Source organism: Mesorhizobium sp. ISC15, assembly GCF_037162615.1.
Taxonomy (GTDB): domain Bacteria; phylum Pseudomonadota; class Alphaproteobacteria; order Rhizobiales; family Rhizobiaceae; genus Mesorhizobium; species Mesorhizobium mediterraneum.
Genome location: NZ_JAVSPX010000001.1, coordinates 132,426 through 151,845, shown reverse-complemented (window position 1 = coordinate 151,845; position 19,420 = coordinate 132,426). Strand labels below are relative to the sequence as shown.

The 19,420-nt window shown below is 58.7% G+C and carries 17 protein-coding genes, 4 pseudogenes and 1 riboswitch; of the genes and pseudogenes, 9 read left to right on the top strand and 12 right to left on the bottom strand.

Going from position 1 to position 19,420, the window contains the following annotated elements:
* Window positions 1–549: 549 nt before the first annotated feature.
* From RPG13_RS00770 to RPG13_RS00765, 4 genes and pseudogenes are all read left to right on the top strand, one after another.
* Window positions 550–1,143, top strand: a complete 594-nt coding sequence (locus RPG13_RS00770; protein ID WP_337126970.1) for a DNA methyltransferase — start codon at window positions 550–552, stop codon at window positions 1,141–1,143.
* An 89-nt stretch (window positions 1,144–1,232) separates the two neighbouring features.
* Window positions 1,233–1,460, top strand: a complete 228-nt coding sequence (locus RPG13_RS34895; protein WP_442921322.1) for a DNA methyltransferase — start codon at window positions 1,233–1,235, stop codon at window positions 1,458–1,460.
* A pseudogene (locus tag RPG13_RS34890) lies at window positions 1,444–1,521 on the top strand (DNA methyltransferase); the annotation flags it as partial. The gene RPG13_RS34895 and the pseudogene RPG13_RS34890, both read left to right, overlap by 17 nt.
* A 15-nt stretch (window positions 1,522–1,536) precedes the next feature.
* The gene (locus RPG13_RS00765) at window positions 1,537–2,253 is read left to right on the top strand and encodes a restriction endonuclease (RefSeq protein WP_337124205.1); all 717 of its coding nucleotides are present in this window, start codon (window positions 1,537–1,539) and stop codon (window positions 2,251–2,253) included.
* A gap of 3 nt (window positions 2,254–2,256) precedes the next feature.
* Here the strand turns inward: RPG13_RS00765 and RPG13_RS00760 are convergent, their stop codons facing one another.
* Window positions 2,257–2,430, bottom strand: a complete 174-nt coding sequence (locus tag RPG13_RS00760; protein WP_127294279.1) for a DNA-binding protein — start codon at window positions 2,428–2,430, stop codon at window positions 2,257–2,259.
* Between the two features lie 457 nt (window positions 2,431–2,887).
* On the opposite strand from RPG13_RS00760, the gene RPG13_RS00755 reads away from it, so the two are divergent.
* A complete protein-coding gene (locus tag RPG13_RS00755) occupies window positions 2,888–3,334 on the top strand; it encodes a transposase (RefSeq protein WP_337124204.1) in 447 nt (148 codons plus the stop codon).
* Window positions 3,331–4,242 (top strand): IS3 family transposase, encoded by a 912-nt coding sequence (locus RPG13_RS00750; RefSeq protein ID WP_337124203.1) that lies wholly within the window; start codon window positions 3,331–3,333, stop codon window positions 4,240–4,242. The genes RPG13_RS00755 and RPG13_RS00750 overlap by 4 nt, the downstream gene beginning before the upstream one ends.
* A 49-nt stretch (window positions 4,243–4,291) precedes the next feature.
* Here the strand turns inward: RPG13_RS00750 and RPG13_RS00745 are convergent, their stop codons facing one another.
* From RPG13_RS00745 to RPG13_RS00695, 11 genes and pseudogenes are all read right to left on the bottom strand, one after another.
* A complete protein-coding gene (locus RPG13_RS00745; protein WP_337124202.1) occupies window positions 4,292–4,570 on the bottom strand; it encodes a hypothetical protein in 279 nt (92 codons plus the stop codon).
* A 337-nt stretch (window positions 4,571–4,907) separates the two neighbouring features.
* Window positions 4,908–5,848: pseudogene (locus RPG13_RS00740) on the bottom strand (IS1595 family transposase).
* A 964-nt stretch (window positions 5,849–6,812) separates the two neighbouring features.
* Window positions 6,813–7,628 (bottom strand): hydroxymethylpyrimidine/phosphomethylpyrimidine kinase, encoded by an 816-nt coding sequence (locus RPG13_RS00735; protein ID WP_337124201.1) that lies wholly within the window; start codon window positions 7,626–7,628, stop codon window positions 6,813–6,815.
* Complete coding sequence (locus RPG13_RS00730; RefSeq protein WP_127294285.1) at window positions 7,619–8,224, bottom strand: thiamine phosphate synthase; 606 nt, start codon at window positions 8,222–8,224, stop codon at window positions 7,619–7,621. Before RPG13_RS00730 ends, RPG13_RS00735 begins: the two co-directional genes overlap by 10 nt.
* Entirely contained in the window at window positions 8,221–8,994 is a 774-nt protein-coding gene (locus tag RPG13_RS00725) for a thiazole synthase (protein WP_292374874.1), read from the bottom strand. Before RPG13_RS00725 ends, RPG13_RS00730 begins: the two co-directional genes overlap by 4 nt.
* Window position 8,995: 1 nt before the next feature.
* Window positions 8,996–9,193 carry a sulfur carrier protein ThiS gene (thiS, locus tag RPG13_RS00720; RefSeq protein WP_292374872.1) on the bottom strand — a complete coding sequence of 66 codons (198 nt, stop codon included), beginning with the start codon at window positions 9,191–9,193 and terminating at the stop codon, window positions 8,996–8,998.
* Complete coding sequence (gene thiO, locus RPG13_RS00715; RefSeq protein ID WP_095486995.1) at window positions 9,162–10,163, bottom strand: glycine oxidase ThiO; 1,002 nt, start codon at window positions 10,161–10,163, stop codon at window positions 9,162–9,164. Before thiO ends, thiS begins: the two co-directional genes overlap by 32 nt.
* Window positions 10,160–11,995, bottom strand: a complete 1,836-nt coding sequence (thiC, locus tag RPG13_RS00710; protein ID WP_337124200.1) for a phosphomethylpyrimidine synthase ThiC — start codon at window positions 11,993–11,995, stop codon at window positions 10,160–10,162. The genes thiO and thiC overlap by 4 nt, the downstream gene beginning before the upstream one ends.
* A gap of 103 nt (window positions 11,996–12,098) precedes the next feature.
* Window positions 12,099–12,215: riboswitch (TPP riboswitch) on the bottom strand.
* Window positions 12,216–12,332: 117 nt separating this feature from the next.
* Window positions 12,333–12,590: pseudogene (locus RPG13_RS00705) on the bottom strand (aspartate 1-decarboxylase); the annotation flags it as partial.
* Window positions 12,591–12,881: 291 nt separating this feature from the next.
* Window positions 12,882–13,091 (bottom strand): hypothetical protein, encoded by a 210-nt coding sequence (locus RPG13_RS00700; RefSeq protein WP_128243894.1) that lies wholly within the window; start codon window positions 13,089–13,091, stop codon window positions 12,882–12,884.
* 190 nt (window positions 13,092–13,281) lie between these two features.
* Window positions 13,282–13,482, bottom strand: a complete 201-nt coding sequence (locus RPG13_RS00695; RefSeq protein WP_245493169.1) for a hypothetical protein — start codon at window positions 13,480–13,482, stop codon at window positions 13,282–13,284.
* A 3,035-nt stretch (window positions 13,483–16,517) separates the two neighbouring features.
* On the opposite strand from RPG13_RS00695, the pseudogene scpB reads away from it, so the two are divergent.
* The 3 genes and pseudogenes from scpB (at window position 16,518) to sfnG (ending at window position 19,385) form a co-directional block, all read left to right on the top strand.
* A pseudogene (gene scpB / locus RPG13_RS00690) lies at window positions 16,518–17,127 on the top strand (SMC-Scp complex subunit ScpB).
* A 562-nt stretch (window positions 17,128–17,689) separates the two neighbouring features.
* Complete coding sequence (gene msuE, locus RPG13_RS00685) at window positions 17,690–18,259, top strand: FMN reductase (protein ID WP_095487005.1); 570 nt, start codon at window positions 17,690–17,692, stop codon at window positions 18,257–18,259.
* 25 nt (window positions 18,260–18,284) lie between these two features.
* On the top strand, window positions 18,285–19,385 hold the full coding sequence (sfnG, locus tag RPG13_RS00680; RefSeq protein WP_095487007.1) for a dimethylsulfone monooxygenase SfnG: 1,101 nt from the start codon (window positions 18,285–18,287) through the stop codon (window positions 19,383–19,385).
* The last annotated feature ends 35 nt before the right edge of the window (window positions 19,386–19,420 follow it).

Genomic DNA, 19,420 nt, shown 5'->3' with positions numbered 1-19,420 from the left:
TGGTCAGTAATGCAGGCTTATGATGCAATTCGGTGTAAAGTGCAGTGCAATATTTTCCGCGCCTTGCGAGAATTGACCGGGGCCTCTAAAGTCTTCTTGGTCTTTGAGCGGGGCGGGCATGGCCATTCGTCGTCAATGCGTTGTCGCTCTTGGCGTTGCATCGCTCATTAGTTGCGCCCATGCCCAGCAAGCCTGCGATCCAAACTACACAGGCAGTTGCGTCCCCATAGCCAGCGATGTTGATTGCTCATCCGGGTCCGGCAATGGCCCAGCTTATGTGAGCGGACCGGTCAATGTCGTCGGTGCAGATATCTATAATCTCGACCGCGATCACGACGGGATAGGCTGTGAAAATGGCTAAGCCGCGCTACCCCAGCCTAGGGGAATGGCGGCCACTTCGTATCAATTCCAGTATTTTCCGGCCTTCATAAGTAAATTAAGCGTTAACCGGCTAGTCGAAACCTTCCTTAACCATATTCATCCACTCTAGCCGGCGCGGCGAGGAGCTACGGCGATGAATAAGCTGTATTTGGTGACAATCTCGATTGGCTGCCGAAGATTGAACATCTAATTTATCTTGATCCGCCGTTCAACTCGCAGGCTACCTATAACATTCTATACAAGTCCCCAAGTGGCAAAGACGGAGGGGCTCAGTACCAAGCTTTTGAGGACTCTTGGCAATGGGGGCCAGCCGCCGACTATGCATTTGCCTTGGTTCGAAATAGCCAATCTCCGGCATATGGCATTCTCACGGCTCTGAATAACTTCATGCAGAAAAGCGATCTCATGGCGTATCTCACCATGATGACCGCTAGGCTGTTGGCAATGAAGCGTGTCTTGAAGCCAACCGGTAGTATTTTTCTGCACTGTGACTCCAGCGCTAGCCACTATCTAAAAATCATCCTTGATCAGATTTTTAGCGAAGGCGGATTTCAAAACGAAATCATCTGGCGGAGGTCCACAGGTAAGTCCCTGATGACGCGCCGATTGCCGACGAATCATGATTCGATCTTGCTTTATTCTGGCGGTGACAGCGCATGGAACGCGGATGAGGGGTTTGCCCCCTATGATCCCGACAATCTCCCCGAGACGATCAAAACAAAATATCGGTACGTCGACGATCAAGGCGTCGCTACCGCTTAGACAATCTTATCAATCCAAACTCAAATCGGCCAAACCTGACCTATGAATTTCTCGGCGTGACGCGCGTTTGGCGGTGGACGCGAGAGAGAATGCAAGCGGCCTACGAAGCCGGTCTTATCGTCCAAAATTCGTCCGGTCGGGTACCTAGCTTCAAGCGCTTTCTGGACAAGCAGCGCGGAATGCCACTGGACGATGTTTGGACTGACATTCCTCCCATAAACTCACAGGCAGCGGAAAGGCTCGGATATCCAACTCAAAAGCCGCTGCCACTTCTGGAGCGCATAATCAGGCTGAGTACAAATCGATGTAGTTCTTGACCCATTCTGTGGCTGCGGAACGGCAATTGAGGCCGCTCAACGGCTTGGCCGGAAATGGATTGGGATCGACGTAACCGTGCTGGCAATCGACGTTGTGGAGCGCCGACTCCGCAAGATGAAAGTTCAAAACAAAATTCATTACGAGGTCGAGGGCATTCCAAGGGACGTGGATGGCGCACATCGCCTATTCGAGGAAGATCCCCACGATTTCCAGCTATGGGCCTTAACAATGGTTGATGGCCAGCCGAGAGAAGGCGGGAAAAAGGGCGCGGACAAGGGTGTTGATGGCCTCATCTACTACCAGCATGACGGCAAGACGATTCTTCCGGCGATCGTCTCAGTGAAGGGCGGTAGGAACATTCATGCAGACCACATTCGCGACCTAATCGGCACGATGCACAGTCAGGATGCAGAACTGGGCGTCTTTATCACGCTGAATGAGCCCACTTCGGCTATGATGAAAGCTGCAAGGGAAGCAGGTTCTGTAGAAGCCTTCAACAAGCTTAGACCTCGCGTCCAAATTCGCACGATTGAACAATTATTTGCGGGACAAAAACCCGATTTGCCGCCCGTGCATGATATCATCTCGGCCGCCGCTGCCGCCCGGCGCCTATCTGCTCGTCGCGTGCCGCCACCTGTGACGCCGGAACAAATCCGCGCGCAACCCTCTTTCAAGTATCCAATATCGGGCGGGAGAGCGCAGGACGCACAACAGGCGATGGCATTGGATGACCCCCTCCTGATTCCTCAGCAAGATAGACCGCCACGAAAGAGCGCTCGGCGAAAAGGGTAGCCGCTACTTGGTAGCTTTCTTGTCGCTATCCTTAGGAAGAGGCGACTTCACCACCTTCTTCAACACGCGGTCAAAGTTTTCCTCGGACTCGTCGGTTTCCAGTTCGCGCGCCTTCTCTACAAATTTCTGATACTGTCTGTCCTTCGCTTCGGACTTTTCAGAGTTCTTGTGTTGCATAGCGGCTCCTTGGCGGGGGTTGGGCTTGGTGGCTATTCGTGCTTCACCGATGAAACCGATCTCACTGCCCGGTATATGACTATTGGCGGCATTACGTGCGGGACGGCGTTCCTTCCCGATTCATTTTTCGATTCTCGCTCGATACCAGGAGCGAATGCCGTTCCACGGGCGCCTCGAATGGAAGTGTATCACAAAACACAACCGACACGTTTTCGAAGATCTGATTAACGAGTTTTTTGAACTGAACCGCGAGCACCTTGTGGATTTTCACGGCCTTGTCGTGGACATGCATAAGTTCGACCACTTCACCTACAACGATGGGGACCGGGAAGTCAGCTTCGACAAGATGCTTTTCCAGTGCGTATTTCGCAAAAGCCGGACAGGGGTTCCGCTAATTCCCGGACGTGGTGGAGTGCACCCCTCGACTGAGACAAATAAATAGGGGACAGTTTCTGGATTGCAGGAACTGGAAATGGTTGGAAGAAAGCCGAGATTTAGCGAACAAGAGAAACTCTCCATGCTTTTGCGGATGCAAAACGGGGAGAACGTCAGCCGATTAGCTGATGAACTGGGTATTCACCGCCAACGCTTATATGCCTGGCGTGAGCAGCTGCGGACGTGTGGCAATCTAATGCCGAGCCGCCCGGGGCGCCCAAAGAAGCGGCCTCCCGAGGCACCGCCAGATCGGCAAGCCTTGGCGGCAGGTTTTGCACTGTCGGCTGAACAGCGTCGTGCCGATGCATTGGCGAAAGCCCGCCGCCGCATTGTCGAACTTGAACGCAAGATTGGGCAGCAACAGGTTGAACTTGATTTTTTTCAAGAAGCCTTGCGGCATGTCAGGGGCAATCAACAGCAGAAAGACGCACCTGGCGGTGCAGCGTCTTCGAGGTCATTCAAAAAATGACAGCCCATGTGCCGCAAGGCTCTCCAGGAATTGAACAGATGTGCCGTCTCGTCGGCGTCAGCAGGGCTGGATACTACCGGCACTGGCGGCAGTCGGCGCCGCGGCAGGAAGAAACTGGTCTGCGCGATGTCATTCAAAGGCTGGCCTTGGCCAACCGGCACTATGGCTATCGCCGGATCGGCGCCCTTCTTGGCCGGGAGGGTTGGCAGGTAAATCACAAACGTGTGTTGCGGGTAATGGGGGAGGATAATCTCTTATGCTTGCGCACTCGGCCATTCGTGCCGCGCACTACAGATTCCCGGCACAGCTGGCGGGTGGTGCCGAACCTTGCCCGAGGCATGGAACTGACAGGCGTCAACCAGCTTTGGGTCGCCGACATCACGTATTTGCACCTTGCCGAGCAGTTCGCCTATCTGGCGGTTGTGCTCGATGCATTCAGTCGCAAGGTCATCGGATGGGCGCTCGAACTACACTTGCGGGCCAGCCTTGCTGTCGATGCCCTAAAAATGGCGATCTCCGCACGTGTTCCGGTTCCCGGCAGTTTAATTCATCATTCCGACAGGGGCGTTCAATACGCTTGCACCACCTATTCTGATATCCTCCATGGGCATGGGATCCAGCCGAGCATGAGCCGGGTGGGGAACCCTTATGATAACGCACGCGCTGAAAGCTTCATGAAAACCTTGAAGCAGGAAGAAGTCGCAGGATTGGCCTATCGCGATGCACCAGATGCGCGGCGGCGTATCGCGAGCTTCATTGAAGATGTTTACAATCGGCAAAGGCTGCATTCAGCACTCGACTATCTCACCCCGGAGGAATACGAAAAGACCTTGTCGACACCGTCGGAAAATGCCGCACTTGAACTCACGAGCAGGGAATTGTCTCGCAATTTCTCTGTCTCACAATAGGGGTGCACTTCATCGCTGTCCGCGAATTACTGAAATCACTGTCCGGGATTTAGCGAAAAGCGTGTCCGGGAATTACCGAAACACGCATTTCCAGAGCCTTTTCGCTGTCCATAAACGGTACTCCGGCTGCACCAAAGTTCGGTGCTTTCATGGTAACCGCGACTCGCCCTATCCAATCGCGAACCTTCGCGAGATGCTGAACAACAAGGCCTTTGCGTTGAAGTTCGGGCGCGTTTTCGTTCCCTATGTGGTGGTCAAAAACTTGGAGGTAAAGCGCAGCCTGCCGATGCAGCTCGCCGACCTGTTGATTGGCTGCCTTGGCGCTCATTGGAACAAGCGCAAGGGTTACACAGCAGGCTCGCCGAAGGACATTGTAGCGCAGAGATTCAAGCTGGAATGCCCCGTTAGTGATCTGCTTCGCAGTTCGCCACGACCATCCAAACACTTCGTAATTTGGGAGCTCAAAGGTAGGCCTGCGGGCCTAGGCGGTTAGCCGTCCAGACGAGGCTGGCACACCAAACTGGTGAAACTTCGGACCCGCAAGGTCACCCTAATATAAGCGAATCTTCCTTAAGAATTAACGTTTATTCCGTTTCCGAAACGGTTCTCCCTTCCAAAGAGGGAGCTTCAACTGCACCGGTTTGCGGTAGTGATCCTTCTTGGCGTCAATAAGCTTGTCGATACGTGAGGCGCTTGCCTTTGGCACCCTTCAAGGCAATGAGCGAGCGAACATTATCCTCGATGCCCATGGCCGAACGGTTCGAATAACGGAAATCGAACTCGGCCAAATAGCGGTGCAGATGGTGTTCGGCGCAATGCTGGTAAACGCCCTTCATGCGGCGCTTGAAGATCGAATAGTAGCCTTCCACGGTATTGGTATGGATCACGCCGCGAACGTATTCCTCGCGACCGTGATTGATCTTGCCATGCGCCGCGAACTCAGGGCCGATGTTGTCGTAAACGCGGGCCTCGTCCGACATGAAAACGCTTTCCTTGTGGATATTTGCGTTGACGATCGGCAGGACGCGGGCAACTGAAGCGCTGTCGATATGGAACGAGCGGGCGATGCCGCCGCGCTCCACAAGGGTAAGCACGTGTTCTTGTGTGCCGCGCCGCTTGTCTGCTTCGGAACACCGACTAGACGGCCAATGTAGGTTTCGTCAACCTCAACGAACTTGCCAGCGCCGCCCATAGGCGTGAAGTCATCCGAGCGCATAGCCTCGCGAATGCGGTGCGCCAGAAACCAAGCCGCCTTGTAGCCGATTTCCAAAGTGCGGTGCAGCTGATGAGCGCTAATACCCTTCTTGGACGAGCACATTAGATGGATAGCCTGTAGCCATGTCGTGAGCGGCAGGTGGCTATCTTCCAAGACAGTGCCCATGCGGACAGTGAACTGTCCATGGCAGTCGCGGCACTTGTACAGGCCATGACGCTCTACACCGTTCGGATTCTTCTTCGAAGGCTTCGAACGAACGCCGACCAGCTTGTAATGCTTCCCCATCGAGCCGCAGTGATGGCAGACCGGACCATGCGGCCAAAGCATACCCTCGACGTGTTCGAAAGCTGCGGCTTCGTCGCGGAAGTGAGGGCGGGACAGGACCGACATGGCGGAAGGTTCCTAGGTTGTAGGAAGTTTGTACCTTCTATGTTCTGGTTTGTCAACGGTATAATCGCCGAATCCGCAGGCAAAATGGAATACTAGAGGCTCTTGACGAGCCGGGAAACCAAGATGGCAAAGCCTTATGCCGCGGAAATGGAAAAACTCGCTGAGACCTTTGCTTGGTCGGCCGCAGTCGATATTGCCCCGCTTCGCAAAGCCGTGCGCACGGCCGGCCTTTCCTCCCTTCTTGCCATCGGATCTGGGGGCTCGCTGACCGCCCGCCCATGCGCTGGCTGGACTCCACCAGCGGTTCACCGGTCGAATTGCCGCGGTGGCTACACCGCTCGACGCAGTTGCCGATCCACTGGAAGCCAGTGTTGCGCCGTGGCTACTCAGCGCAGGCGGTGGCAACGTAGATATTCTCGCCGCCACGAAAGCCAGTATCGCGCGCGAACCCCGCCAAGTCGGCATTCTATGCGGGCGGGAGAACAGCCCCCTTGTTTGGGCCCAAAACGTCGCAGAAGTTGTTGAATTGGCGAAGGTCGGTTGAAGCGCGTTTTGTGTTTGACCCGTCGCGAGCAATCGATCCACGCGACATCGCACAGATTGACCAAGACATTCTCGGTGACCGCAAGCGGCTGCAGCGCGCTTTGGTCCTCGGCTTAGAGCAGTTCAAGCAGACAAGAGCCCAGATCCTTGCTGCCCGCGAACACAGTCGCCCCGAATCGGAGCGGTTGCGATTGGCATTCGATCAACCGCAGCCAATGTTGCCGCGGTTTCAGGGTAGTCTGGGTAGCGCTATGGGGTCGTCAGTCACTCGAAGGACCCTGCTAGTCTTCAGGTGGGGAGTTTAGTCAAATACCCTCATCCCATGTTCATGGTCTGTGCCTCGAAAGTCGTATAATTGGCAGTGTGGAACACAGCGTTGTAAGGACGGCATGGAGAAGCAGTAGCCCCTTCTCTAGTCTCGCTACGGGAAAAATTCTGGAAAATGGGTCTGCTTGGCTGGACGCAGAACGTTGTGGTTATTCAGCCGGCATTTCTGAAGCTTCTCGAACACAAGCCGCTTGCCTTCGCGCACGCTATCTTCGAGCGGCTTCGCCTTCGCCAGATGCGCCGCAATCGCGCTGGCCAGCATGCAACCTGTTCCGCGCATCGATATAGCAAGGCGCGGCGTGTCGAAGTGGATGGGTTCATGATCGGAGCGTAACAGAATATCGGTCGATCGGGGGCCCGACGCGTGCCCACCCTTGATCAGCAGGGCTTGAGCGCCGGCAGCTAGCAGCCTTTTTCCTTGTTGGAGCGCTCCGTCCTCATTCGGTGCCAGTTCGGAACCAATAAGGAGCGCCAGTTCAGGGAGGTTGGGCGTGACAATGCAGCAAAGCGGCATCAGATCGCGCTTCATGGCAGCGATAGCGCCTGCTTCCAGAAGTGCGCGGCCTGAGGTGGAGGCCAGCACAGGGTCGAGTACTGCGGGGACATGCGGAAATTTGCGCAGCACTGCGGCAACGGCAACAATGATCTTGGCAGTCCCCAGCATGCCGATCTTGATCGTGGCCACGTCGTTGGCCTGCAGCGCGCCGCACATCTGATTGGCCACCAGGCTGGGTGGCGAATGATGGATTTCGATCACGGCGTCGTGCGTTTGCACCGTTAGCGCTGTGACGGCCAGACAGGTGCGCACGCCAATGGCAGAGATCGTCTCGATATCGCGTGCTATTCCAGCACCCCCGCTGGAATCTGATCCGCCAACGACAAGCACATGCGGTTCTTGTCTCATCGCCATCGGTCCGTCTTTTCGATCCATTCTCGCGTGCGCGCTTCGGGGTCGGAGCTCAACGTGATGTCGGTGACCACTGCCGCGCTGTTGGCTCCGGCCTCAAAGACGCCGTCGAGGCGGTCGGGGTTGAGGCCGCCGATGGCGACCAATGGGATCGGCGTCACTCGCCGGTTCCACTCGCTGATCCGCTCTAGCCCTTGTGGCGCCCACTTCATCTTCTTCAAGACGGTGGGATAGATCGGACCGAGCGCGACATAGTCGGGCTCAGCAAACATGGCCGTTTCCAGCTCGACATGATCATGCGTGCTCAACCCGAGCCTGACACCGGCTGACCGTATCCTCGAGAGGTCGGCGGTTTGCAGATCCTCCTGGCCGAGATGCACGAAATCGCAGCCCTCCTCGATTGCCAGGCGCCAATGATCGTTGACGATGAGCTGGCTTTTGTATTGGACACACAAGGCCTTCGACTTGCGGATCTCCGCGCGCAGCCCGGTTTCGTCCATGGTCTTGATGCGAAGCTGCACCAGCTTGACGCCGAGCGGCACCAGCCGCTCGATCCAGGCTGCACTATCGACGATCAGATAGAAGGGATCGAGCTTCATGAAAAAACCGCCCTGCCGATCGTCGGCGTTGACGGCATCGCGACCTCGCGCGGTTCGAGCATTCCCGAGCAAAAGGCTTCGCGGCCGGCTTCGACCGCCTTGCCGAAAGCACGCGCCATGCCGACCGGATCGGCCGCCTTGGCGACCGCCGTGTTCAGGAGCACGGCGTCAAAGCCGAGTTCCATGACGGTCGCCGCGTGCGACGGCCGTCCGAGCCCGGCATCCACGATCATGGGAACGTCGGGGAAATGTCTGCGCATCGAGCGTAGCGCCATGATGTTGATCGGCCCGATGGCGGAACCGATCGGTGCGCACCACGGCATCAGGACCTTGCAGCCCGCTTCCAGCAGCCGCTCGGCGACGACAAGATCGTCGGTGGTATAGGGAAATACCGAAAAGCCGTCCTCGGACAGGATGCGGGCGGCTTCGACCAGGCCGAACACGTCAGGCTGCAGTGTGTCGTGGTTGCCGATCACTTCGAGCTTGATCCAGCTCGTCCCGAACACCTCGCGCGCCATTTTCGCGGTTGTGACCGCTTCCTTGACGGAGTGGCAGCCTGCCGTGTTGGGAAGGACTCTCGTGCCAAGCGAGCGGATCAGCGACCAGAATTTTTCGCCTTCCCTGCCGCCTGCCATCTCACGCCGCAAGGAGACGGTCACCACCGACGCGTTCGACACCTTGACCGCATCGGCAAGGATGGCAGGCGAAGGGTATTGAGCCGTGCCGAGAAGCAGGCGAGACGCAAGCGTCGCCCCAAAAAGCTCGAACATGCTAGCCTCCCTGCATCGGCGAGAGGATTTCGATCCGGTCACCGTCGCTCAATCGGAACTCCGCCCGGTTGGCTTTGTGCACCAGGTCGCTGTTGACGGCGGTCGCCAGCCAATCGCCCCCATAGTCGAGCGCGGCAAGCAGTTCGGCCAGCGTGGTGGCGGCCACCTCATGCGCTTCGCCGTTGACCATCAATTTCATGAGCAAGCTCCTTGGTTCCGTCTTGATTGAAAACCAGGTCGGCAGCCTGGCGCGCCATGGCTGGGGCGAGGAGAAAGCCGTGACGATAGAGCCCGTTGATGGCTATGATCTCGCCGTTCGTTTCTACGCGCGGCAGGTTGTCGGGAAAGGCTGGACGGACGCCGACACCGGTTTCAACGATCTCGGCCTCGCCAAAGGCCGGATGGAGGGCGTAGGCGGCACCCAGCAGCTCCATCATCGATCGCGCCGTGACCGGTCCGACGGACTGGCTTTCAATCATCGTCGCGCCGATCATGAAACGGTGGTCGGTGCGTGGCACCACGTAGAGCGGAAAGCGCGGATGAAGCAGCCTGACTGGGCGCGACAGCGAGACATCAGGCGTATTCAGGATCAGCATCTCGCCGCGAACGCCGCGCAGTCGGCCATCGCCCGCGGCCATTCCCGTGCATTCGATCTGGCGATCGAAACCGGCACCAGCCGAAGCGTCGGCGCCGAAGTGGAACTCGACGCCCATCGCCGCCAGCCCATCATGAAGTGCTGCCATCGCCTGACGCGGGTCGAGATGGGCTTCGTCGGGGAAGAGCAGTCCGCGGCGGAAGCGGCCGGCGAGGTCGGGCTCGAGCAACACGATTTCATCCTCATCGACACGCCGATGACCCGAGGTGCGGCTGGCGAACCGGTCGAGTTCGCCCGCATCGCGCGGTGCGGCCACGAGCAGCGTGCCGGCCCGTGTGACCTGGCCTGGCGTCGCCGCATCCCACCAGTCGGCGGCATCGCGTCCGAGATCGAGCACCGGCTGCTCGGCGCTTTCGCACTCGCACCACGGCGCCAGCATGCCGCCGGCGAACCACGATGCATTGCCGCCGATGCCGTGCCGGATCTCGGCGACTGTGACCGTCGCGCCTCGGATGGCGAGTTCGAAGGCCGCGGCAAGGCCGGCAACGCCTGCCCCTTTGACCAGCACCCTCATGACGGTTCCGGCGCCTCTGGCATGAGCGGTACGCCGGCCTCGTCCGCTGGCATGTAGAGATCGCCACCTTCGCGATATTTTGCCGCCATGGCCGCCATGCCCTCTTTCTGGGCCTCGGCACGGATGTCGTGGGAGATGCGCATGGAGCAGAATTTCGGCCCGCACATCGAGCAGAAATGCGCCACTTTGTGCGCTTCCTTGGGCAAGGTCTGGTCGTGGAAGGAGCGTGCTGTTTCGGGGTCGAGCGACAGGTTGAACTGGTCCTCCCAGCGGAACTCGAAGCGCGCGCGGGAAAGGGCATTGTCCCTGATTTTCGCCGCCGGATGCCCCTTCGCCAGATCGGCCGCATGGGCGGCTATCTTGTAGGTGATGACGCCTACCTTGACGTCGTTGCGGTCGGGAAGGCCGAGATGCTCCTTCGGCGTGACGTAGCAAAGCATTGCGGTGCCGAACCAGCCTATCATGGCGGCGCCGATCCCTGAGGTGATGTGGTCATAGCCAGGCGCGATATCGGTCGTCAGCGGTCCAAGCGTATAGAACGGCGCCTCTCCGCAGACGGCGAGCTGCTTGTCCATGTTCTCCTTGATCTTGTGCATCGGCACGTGGCCCGGGCCTTCGATCATCACCTGGCAGTCCTTCGCCCAGGCGACCTGCGTCAGCTCGCCGAGCGTTTCCAATTCGGCGAATTGCGCTGCGTCATTGGCGTCGGCGATCGAGCCTGGACGAAGCCCGTCGCCGAGTGAAAAGGACACATCATAGGCGCGGCAGATGTCGCAGATTTCCGCGAAATGCTCGTAGAGGAAGCTCTCCCGGTGATGGTGCAGGCACCATTTGGCCATGATCGATCCGCCGCGCGAGACGATGCCCGTGACCCGGTCTACGGTCAGCGGGATGTAGTGCAGCCGCACGCCGGCGTGGATGGTGAAATAGTCGACACCCTGTTCGGCCTGCTCGATCAGCGTGTCGCGGTAGACCTCCCAAGTCAGGTCCTCGGCAATGCCGTTGACCTTTTCGAGAGCCTGGTAGAGCGGCACCGTGCCGATCGGCACCGGCGAATTGCGCACGATCCATTCGCGGATGTTGCGGATATTGCGGCCGGTCGACAGGTCCATCACCGTGTCGGCGCCCCAGCGGATCGCCCAGACCATTTTTTCGACCTCTTCGGCCATTGACGATGTGACAGCCGAGTTACCGATGTTGGCGTTGATCTTGACCAGGAAATTTCGCCCGATGATCATCGGTTCGCTCTCTGGATGATTGATGTTGGCGGGAATGATCGCCCGCCCGCGCGCCACTTCGTCGCGGACGAATTCGGGCGTGACGAAGTCGGGGATCGCGGCGCCGAAGCTCTCACCGTCGCGCTCAAGCTTGCCGCGCACGATCTCGCGTCCAAGGTTCTCGCGGATAGCCACGGACTCCATTTCAGGCGTAATGATGCCGGCGCGCGCATAGGCAAGCTGAGTCACCGCCTTGCCGGCCTTGGCCCTGAGAGGCCGGTTGCGAATGGGGAATTCCGGCGTCAGGCGCTCGCCCGTGACGAATCCATTGTCTTCCGGCCGGACATGGCGGCCGTCATAGGCCTCGACATCGCCGCGAGCCGTGATCCATTCGTGGCGAAGCCGGGCAAGGCCCCTTTCCATGCTGGTTTCGACAGTCGGGTCTGTATAGGGGCCGGACGGATCGTAGACGGTGACGGGTGGCTCGCCGGCAGTCGGATGAACAGAGATTTCGCGCATCGGCACCCTGATCTGGGGGTGGAGGAGGCCGGGCTTGTGGATTTTCCGCGAGGCGGGCAGTGGTCCCGTCGACACGGCGGGGGTGAGGGCATTCATCTTGATGCTCCTTTGCTCATGCATTGGAGACCCAGTTCTGTGCCGGAAGGATGAAAAGACGCTTCTGTCGACCTGCCGAAACAGGACCTCGGGCATAAACTCCCGCAAAGCGCTTGCACCGTCCCTACGCCAGTATGAACTGGATCAGGTTCAACGGGTCACTGCGCCGCGAAAGCAAGCAGTATCTCAGCCCCTTGCCGGGACTCCCCTGGTGAATGCTTGGAGTTGAACGGGCCGACGCTATCTTGTCAAGCGCATTCGGGCGCCTTCGGCCGGTGGCGATGACCGGCGGCCTGTCAAAACCGGGCGGAGAGCTCGCGCATGCATCGGGGACAAGTCACGCCCCGGAGACCAGGGCTGGAATGGCCAAAGCCTCTTTCCCTTCGTGAAGGATGGAGAAACTGTATCGGCCATGTGCGTCGAGATCGACCGAGTAGCTCAGGCGGTCACGGGTGTGGTTATCCTGGTCGAAGGTGACGATTCGCGGCTTCAGCGAGGTGATTTGCACCTCGTCCAGGTAGATGGAGTTGCAGATAATGATCTGGTCGTCGGGCTGGCAGGTGCCGGCGGCTGCTCGATTCAGGATGCAGCATCGGCGGCGTTCCCGATACCAATGATATCTTGCGGGCAACTTATGCAATCACCGGCTTCGTAAAACCCGACGGCGGCGGCCGTGTCCTGGCGCTGAGGATGTGCCGCTGTTCCAGCAGAGAAATCGCGGTAGGCCGCGGAGTTTTCGCTCTGCGAGGAAGAGTTGACGAAATCGTTTAGCTTGCTTGCAGTTTGTACGACCGCCTTTGAAAGCAACTAAGCTATTGCATTGATATGTTGGTGCGGCGATCGATCGCTACATATCCGGCCGCCATTATCCGAGTATTGGTCCGCCTCATGGCAATCCCTGCGGGGTCGTCGGCGGCCGGATCGGCCGCGCCCTCCAGTCATCAAAGAGGAAGCGACCGAGAATTCCGCTGCCGAAAACTTCCCTGGCTTGGCTATGCATGCGGTAGATGAGATCGCCGCCTACCGCGGCCTGGTCGAGGAAGGCATCGACGCGAAGAATATCGCCGCCCAGTTCGGACAGTCTGGTTATCGCCATGCGTCAGCGGCTCAGACTTGCGGTCTCGAGAGCGGCCTTTGGGGGTCACCTCCTTTTTGATTCAGAGGTTGGAAGACGGCTTCTCGTTACCCAATAGAAATGGCGACTACGGAACGCGATCGCGGCCATCAGGAAACACCTGTCTTCGGCTCAACCTCGACATGGCGTCCGATCGACCGCAGATATACAGCTATCTCGTCCATGAGATGATCGCGTTAGCCGTAGATTTCAGCAATCCTACGCAGCTGTGCTCGACGGCCCTCCGTTGCGCCGGCGTCAAATCAGCATCGCCAAAGACGTATCCCAAGTTGCCAATCGCGCAAATGTTGCAGCCGGCGTCCACAACTGATTGCACGAATGCCGGAATGTCTTTTTCTTGCATGGTCTTCATGTCGAATCTCTCGTGAATGGCGTGCTTGCGCGCCCATGCTGCCTTTTCAGCGTGTCCTCTGGGCGGCGCAAGCCTTGAGCGTGTTGTGCCCGGGCAACCTCGACTATCCCGTCTGCCACGCTCTTTAGAGTCGGTGGGGTCTGGTGATCGCAGGCTGGGCCACTCAAAAGCCTGCAAGAAGAAAGTCATGGCGACCATTGCTCAAGATCGCAAGGGTGCGTGCAAGACCTTCCGTTGGCAGTCATGCACGCTCACCCAGAGATAGTCCGGCCGCGGAAATTCTCCCTTATTCGTAAGAAAGCTCATTGAGCAACTGGGCATTGAGCAACTGGGTCTCACGTCGCGGGTCTCGTGTGCTTCACAGCCGAAAATAAGGTACCGCCGTGGCAATTCTCGAAAAGTGCAGGTTACCTCGTTCAGGACACGGCGGATTGCCTTCCGACGGCACCCTTGCTGCAACGTGCGACCTAACGAGACATATCTCGTTCGCGTTCCCTCGACCTGTCTTCGTATTGCTGCTTGCCCTGCGATTTCAGGCCCTCTGCTAGCTCCTCGGCCGCTCTTTGGCCTGCAATGTCACTATTCAAGATCATGTCCGGCATCCCTGGATAGTCATAACCGTAACGCGCATGCAGTTTCCCTCAAGCGCAGCGCGTATCCGTCGATTAGTTTCGTCGTCCGGAACCCGAAGCCCTTATCCGGCCTGGTGTACCCGTTCCAAACTTTGGCGGACCATTTACCTCAGGCATGATCATCTCGCGTGACATTGTTTTTTGGCGGCGCCATCATCGCACGTGGCATTTTCTAAAAATCAAGACGTGTTAATTTGTAAAATCAGGGATGTGGCCGCGCCCGCTGCGAGGATTTGCAGGTAGCTCTTCAGCTCCAACACGATGTGTGAGGCGGCGGTGGAAAAAGGCAACCGACTTTTAATTGGCGGTACTTACTTCGGAAGCGCTGCAATCGATCCTGAGGATACTATTGATCGCGAGCGCCCAATGCGTCCGCCGTTGGATCCAGGTGACCTCGCCGCTCGCTCCGCGTCCGGCGCCCGTCGCAGAAAGGTAATCGCGCAATTGCTGCACATGCGCCTCGCGGACGTAGGCGTGGGATTCACGTCCGATTTCCAATTGATCGCGGCGTCGACCCGTCCTTTGATGATCGCGAAGGCATCGGCCCGTCCGGCGATATGCTTCGTCGCGAGCTCAGATTGCGATCTCGGGCACAAGGCGAGATCACAGTTCTGCGATCTGTGGTAACGCGAGCCCGCGAAGCGCCGCCGCGGCCTCTCTTTGGAATCTGGCCGAGAATCGTCGTCGTCTGAGATCAGTTGATCGAGCAGTTCGCGCGCGCGGGACGCGCTTGCGTCCAGTCTCTCCCGCGAGCTCGCCCGTGAGAAGCTCCTCCATCAGCTTCTGAAGGATGACGCCCCGACGCGCTCCGGCACCGACCACCTCCGGATGCTCAACGTGGCTCTCTGAGGTCACGACCCCATCGAGAGGGTCGCCCAGCCGATCAGCGTCGTGCCAACTGGGCCGGCGCCAGACGACCGGTGGGGCACTTTCCTCAATGCACCGCTGTTCGGCGGCAAACATGTCGGAAGACTGCTCGTTCGGCCGGGAGGCCAGCGGCTGCGTTTCCCGACGCGCAAAGGACGAAGCTCCAGCTCGGGAATTTCATACTGACGCAGATCGATAGAGCTGAACCAGGAGTCTTTTGACGCCTGAGGGTGTGGGGGACAATCAGAATATCTCGCACCCGTATGCAGGCCACATACCAGGTACGCTCACGCTGATTGGCATCTCGCCGGTTCACCGCCATTGCCTCAAGATGGCGGCCCCGCGACACGCTGTGTGGGGTTTGTCAGGTCCGCGCCACAGGCTTGGTAAGCCGATGTGTTGTTTGCCGTCGGCTAAAGAGCTGAACAGCAAGCATAAACTTCTGTCGCCGGCTCGATCCGTCAGATTGGAACGAGATTTGCACCCTTGAGGGTGAGACGACGGCAGCAGCCGACCGGCTCTCCTGTCGCGGACCCCGCGATCGACATAACCAAGGAAGGAGCCCAGCATAGCACAGGCACCGCCAGCCGAGAACTCCCCGATGGCCGGCGCGAGCCATGGGTCGGTGGTAGATCGGCTGGTCGGCATCGACCTCGCTCGGGGCCTGGCTGTCTTCGGGATGTGTGCCGCCCATCTCGGTCCCGACCCCGGCGAAGGAGGACTAGTCGGGTTTCTGATGGAACTAACCCATGGGCGGTCGTCCGCCCTGTTTGCCGTATTGGCTGTTTTTTCGATTCTCCTGATTACCGGTCGCAAGGCGCCGAAGTCGGGGGTTGCAGGTAGACAGGCCATTGCCAGAGTCGCAATTCGTGCCCTTGTTTTGGTCGCGCCCGGGATGCGGCCCGACGCTTGGGCGGTGCCATGAAAGATGAAATGGCCGCCTCCGGTCTCGTTGACGAATTGGAGGCTATGGTGGCAAATAGGCGCGTTGTCTGATCGCCGCTTTGATACTGGCGGTCCGATCCTGCTCAGACATTTAGATCCTTCAAGTTCACCTTCGGCCGCGTCGGCATCTTGCCGACTGGCTTTACGCATCCACGTCATCCGCCGATGCTTCTGCACCGGGCCAAGTCGACATTTATCCCCACTTGGTGCCTCTTACAGACCATCGTGTTTCAGCATCAGTCGGTTCCTATTTTGCCGAGACTCAGGACCGATTGATACTGTGCCGTTAGTGAACGCTACCCGGGATCTCGACTGGCTAAAGGCTCGTTGTTCGCAGCTCATCCTGGCCAAGACGTTGTTAGCTGGCCATTTCAACACCATCGAAGTGGCTGACCAGGTGAATGCAATGCTCGACCGCTTCCTAGCAGTCGGCCTCCGACGCCGCGCCACTACGCGTAAGTAAAATATGTGCGCAGGACGCTGCATACACGTTAGTGGTGGGTTTGGTCGGGTTACGACCGTCGATCAGCTGACCAGCTGTTTGATCGGGAGCTGGATCATCTGCCGCCGGAGGCGCGGTGGCGCGAATGGATGCAGCGCGTCGAGGCGACGATCTTTGCAGCCAGCGAGCCCGTTGGCCGTGCGACGCTGGCGCGGATCGTCGGCAAGAACTGCAGCATCGATCTGCTAATCGACGATATCCGCGAAGAGTTGCGCGGCCGGCCCCTATGATTTGGTCTCCGTCGCCGGCGGCTGGAAACACCTGACCCGCCCGGCCTATGCCGACGCCATCCGCAGTGCATTTGGCAAGGCCGTCGGAGACAGCGTGCGTGGTGTAGACCTAGACCTGACCCAGTCGGACGTGCTGGTGTTGATGTGCATCGCCTATTTCCAACCGATCACCCGTGGAGAGCTATCGCCATTCTTCGGCAAGGAGATCAGCCGCGACCTGGTCGGCCATCTGCGTGGTGCGAAGCTCATCGCCTCCGGTCCACGCAGCCCGACCCCAGGCGCGCCCTACACCGACGTGACGACAAAAGAGTTCCTGGTGGAGTTCGGGCTCGACACGCTGCGCGACCTGCCGGATTTCGAGGCGCTCGAGGATGCTGGACTTCTGTCGAAGGGGAAGCTGCTGGAGGGCGCCATAGTGCCCGGCTTTTCCTCCCATCACTACAACGCCGACGTCGAGATCGAGGATTAGCTGCTCGCTGCCGCGCAGCAGCCGACCGCCGGCGCGTGATGCTGTTCAAATCTCCGCCGAACGTCGGGATCTTCGGTACGCATAAAGAGAAGCGGGTCTAATCAAACAATGAAGCGACACCCTTCGGTAGCAAGCGCCTCAAGTTGCGAGCTTGGCGTCCTTGGAAAACGGTAGGCGAAGGAGACGTGTACGTCAGTCAGTTATTACTGTGCTCAGGTGCTCTCTGGCTTGGCGCGAAGTCACTTCTTTGGTCTCATCTGCGGTCGAGCTGCCTCTGCGGCGTCACTTTGGATCTGCGATTAAAGTCTCAAGCTCCACGATATCTGCAGTGAATTTATGAGAGACGGACCGCGATGGGTACCGGCAGCTTGATTGTCGTAACTGTGGGTTTTAGCCGATCGTTAAAGATTCCACCCCTTTGCCATGTGGGTAACAGCGCCGTTTTTCCCATTGACGTCAAAACATCAGAACAAAGTACCTTAGCTCTACAGATTTAATAGAATATCGTTTGATTTGGTTTGGTGCGGCCTAGCGCGCATGCAAAGTGTGGGAGATTGATGACTTGGCACGATTATCGGTTCTCGGAATATCGGGCGGCGTAAGCAACCCGTCCCGCACCACGGCGGTGGTCAATGCGCTGGTCAAGGCGGTCGCGTTGCGCGTGCCTGCAGACACCGGTCTGATCGAGATCACGGAGGCGGCACCCTCACTTTTCGCCGGACTATCCCGCGGCGCACTTGGCGCATCTGGAGAAGCGATTATCCAGCGTGTCGAGAAGGCCGATTTGCTCGTGGTCGGAACGCCTGTCTATAGGGCTTCCTACACTGGCGCCCTCAAGCACCTGTTCGACCTGGTCGATTATCGCGCGTTGACGGGCAAGACCGTGCTTCTCGCCGCGACCGGCGGGAGCCCATACCATGGCCTGGTCCTCGAACATCAGCTCCGGCCATTGTTCGGCTTTTTTGGCGCTGTCACCGTCCCTACGGGCGTCTACGGCGCGCCCGACGATTTCGTCGATGGCGAAATCGTCGGCGCAGCCATCATCGAGCGCATTGCAAGGGCTGCCACCGACGCGGTCTCCTTGCTCAACTCCAGTCACGCAAATGCTGCCGTCGCCACCCGCGTCGGCTGAGCCAATCAACAGGGGAAACGACGACATGAGTTCGCATTCCGACGCCATCAAATTCGCCTACTGGGTCCCGAATGTTTCCGGCGGCCTGGTGATCTCCAACATTGAGCAGCGGACAGGTTGGGATATCGACTACAACCGCAAGCTCGCCCAGATTGCCGAGGCCAACGGGTTCGACTATGCGCTGAGCCAGATCCGTTTCACGGCCGGCTATGGGGCCGACAACCAGCACGAATCAGTCTCGTTCAGCCATGCCTTGCTTGCCGCGACCACAACGCTGAAGGTTATCGCAGCGATCCTGCCCGGCCCGTGGAACCCTGCGCTGGCGGCCAAGCAGATCGCTACCATCAACCACCTGACCAATGGCCGCGTCTCCGTCAATGTCGTCAGCGGCTGGTTCCGAGGCGAGTTCGCCGCGATTGGCGAACTCTGGCTCGATCATGACGAGCGCTATCGCCGGTCGGAGGAATTTATCCGAGCGTTGCGCGGCATCTGGACGGAAGACAGTTTCACGCTGAAGGGCGATTTCTACCGCTTCACCAACTATTCCATGAAGCCGAAGCCGATCGAGCCCTTGCCCGAGATATTCCAAGGCGGCTCGTCGCGAGCCGCTCGCGACATGGCGTCTCGTGTCTCCGATTGGTATTTCACCAACGGCAATACCCCGGAGGAGATCCGGAAGCAGGTCGACGACATCCGCACCAAGGCGAAAGCCAACGGCCACAAGGTTAGGATCGGCGTCAACGCTTTCGCCATCGCCCGCGAGAGCGAGCAGGAAGCGCGCGCCGTGCTCGACGAGATCATCGCCAAGGCGAATCCGGAGGCGGTGCAGGGCTTTGCCGATCAGGTCAAGAATGCCGGCAAGGCCTCGCCGGAAGGCGAAGGCAATTGGGCGAAATCCTCCTTCGAGGATCTCGTGCAATACAATGACGGCTTCCGCAGCAATCTCATCGGCACGCCTGAACAGATCGCCGAACGCATCCTGAAGCTCAAGGATGCCGGCGCCGACCTGATCCTGCTCGGCTTCCTGCATTTCCAGGAAGAGGTCGAGTTCTTCGGCAAGCGCGTCATCCCATTGGTGCGCGAACTGGAAGCAGCTCGCGACAGGGAGCTTGTCGCCGCGGAATAGGTCAGGCGCGGCCTTCGGGCCGCCGCCAGCTCTCC

Bases quoted from the DNA above. Each gene is read 5' to 3' on its own strand.
- RPG13_RS34895 (WP_442921322.1), top strand. From the start codon at position 1,233: ATGCAAGCGGCCTACGAAGCCGGTCTTATCGTCCAAAATTCGTCCGGT.
- RPG13_RS00760 (WP_127294279.1), bottom strand. From the start codon at position 2,430: ATGCAACACAAGAACTCTGAAAAGTCCGAAGCGAAGGACAGACAGTAT.
- RPG13_RS00750 (WP_337124203.1), top strand. From the start codon at position 3,331: ATGACAGCCCATGTGCCGCAAGGCTCTCCAGGAATTGAACAGATGTGC.
- RPG13_RS00745 (WP_337124202.1), bottom strand. From the start codon at position 4,570: ATGAGCGCCAAGGCAGCCAATCAACAGGTCGGCGAGCTGCATCGGCAG.
- RPG13_RS00735 (WP_337124201.1), bottom strand. From the start codon at position 7,628: ATGGCGATGAGACAAGAACCGCATGTGCTTGTCGTTGGCGGATCAGAT.
- RPG13_RS00730 (WP_127294285.1), bottom strand. From the start codon at position 8,224: ATGAAGCTCGATCCCTTCTATCTGATCGTCGATAGTGCAGCCTGGATC.
- RPG13_RS00725 (WP_292374874.1), bottom strand. From the start codon at position 8,994: ATGTTCGAGCTTTTTGGGGCGACGCTTGCGTCTCGCCTGCTTCTCGGC.
- thiS (WP_292374872.1), bottom strand. From the start codon at position 9,193: ATGAAATTGATGGTCAACGGCGAAGCGCATGAGGTGGCCGCCACCACG.
- thiO (WP_095486995.1), bottom strand. From the start codon at position 10,163: ATGAGGGTGCTGGTCAAAGGGGCAGGCGTTGCCGGCCTTGCCGCGGCC.
- thiC (WP_337124200.1), bottom strand. From the start codon at position 11,995: ATGAATGCCCTCACCCCCGCCGTGTCGACGGGACCACTGCCCGCCTCG.
- RPG13_RS00700 (WP_128243894.1), bottom strand. From the start codon at position 13,091: ATGGCGATAACCAGACTGTCCGAACTGGGCGGCGATATTCTTCGCGTC.
- RPG13_RS00695 (WP_245493169.1), bottom strand. From the start codon at position 13,482: ATGAAGACCATGCAAGAAAAAGACATTCCGGCATTCGTGCAATCAGTT.
- sfnG (WP_095487007.1), top strand. From the start codon at position 18,285: ATGAGTTCGCATTCCGACGCCATCAAATTCGCCTACTGGGTCCCGAAT.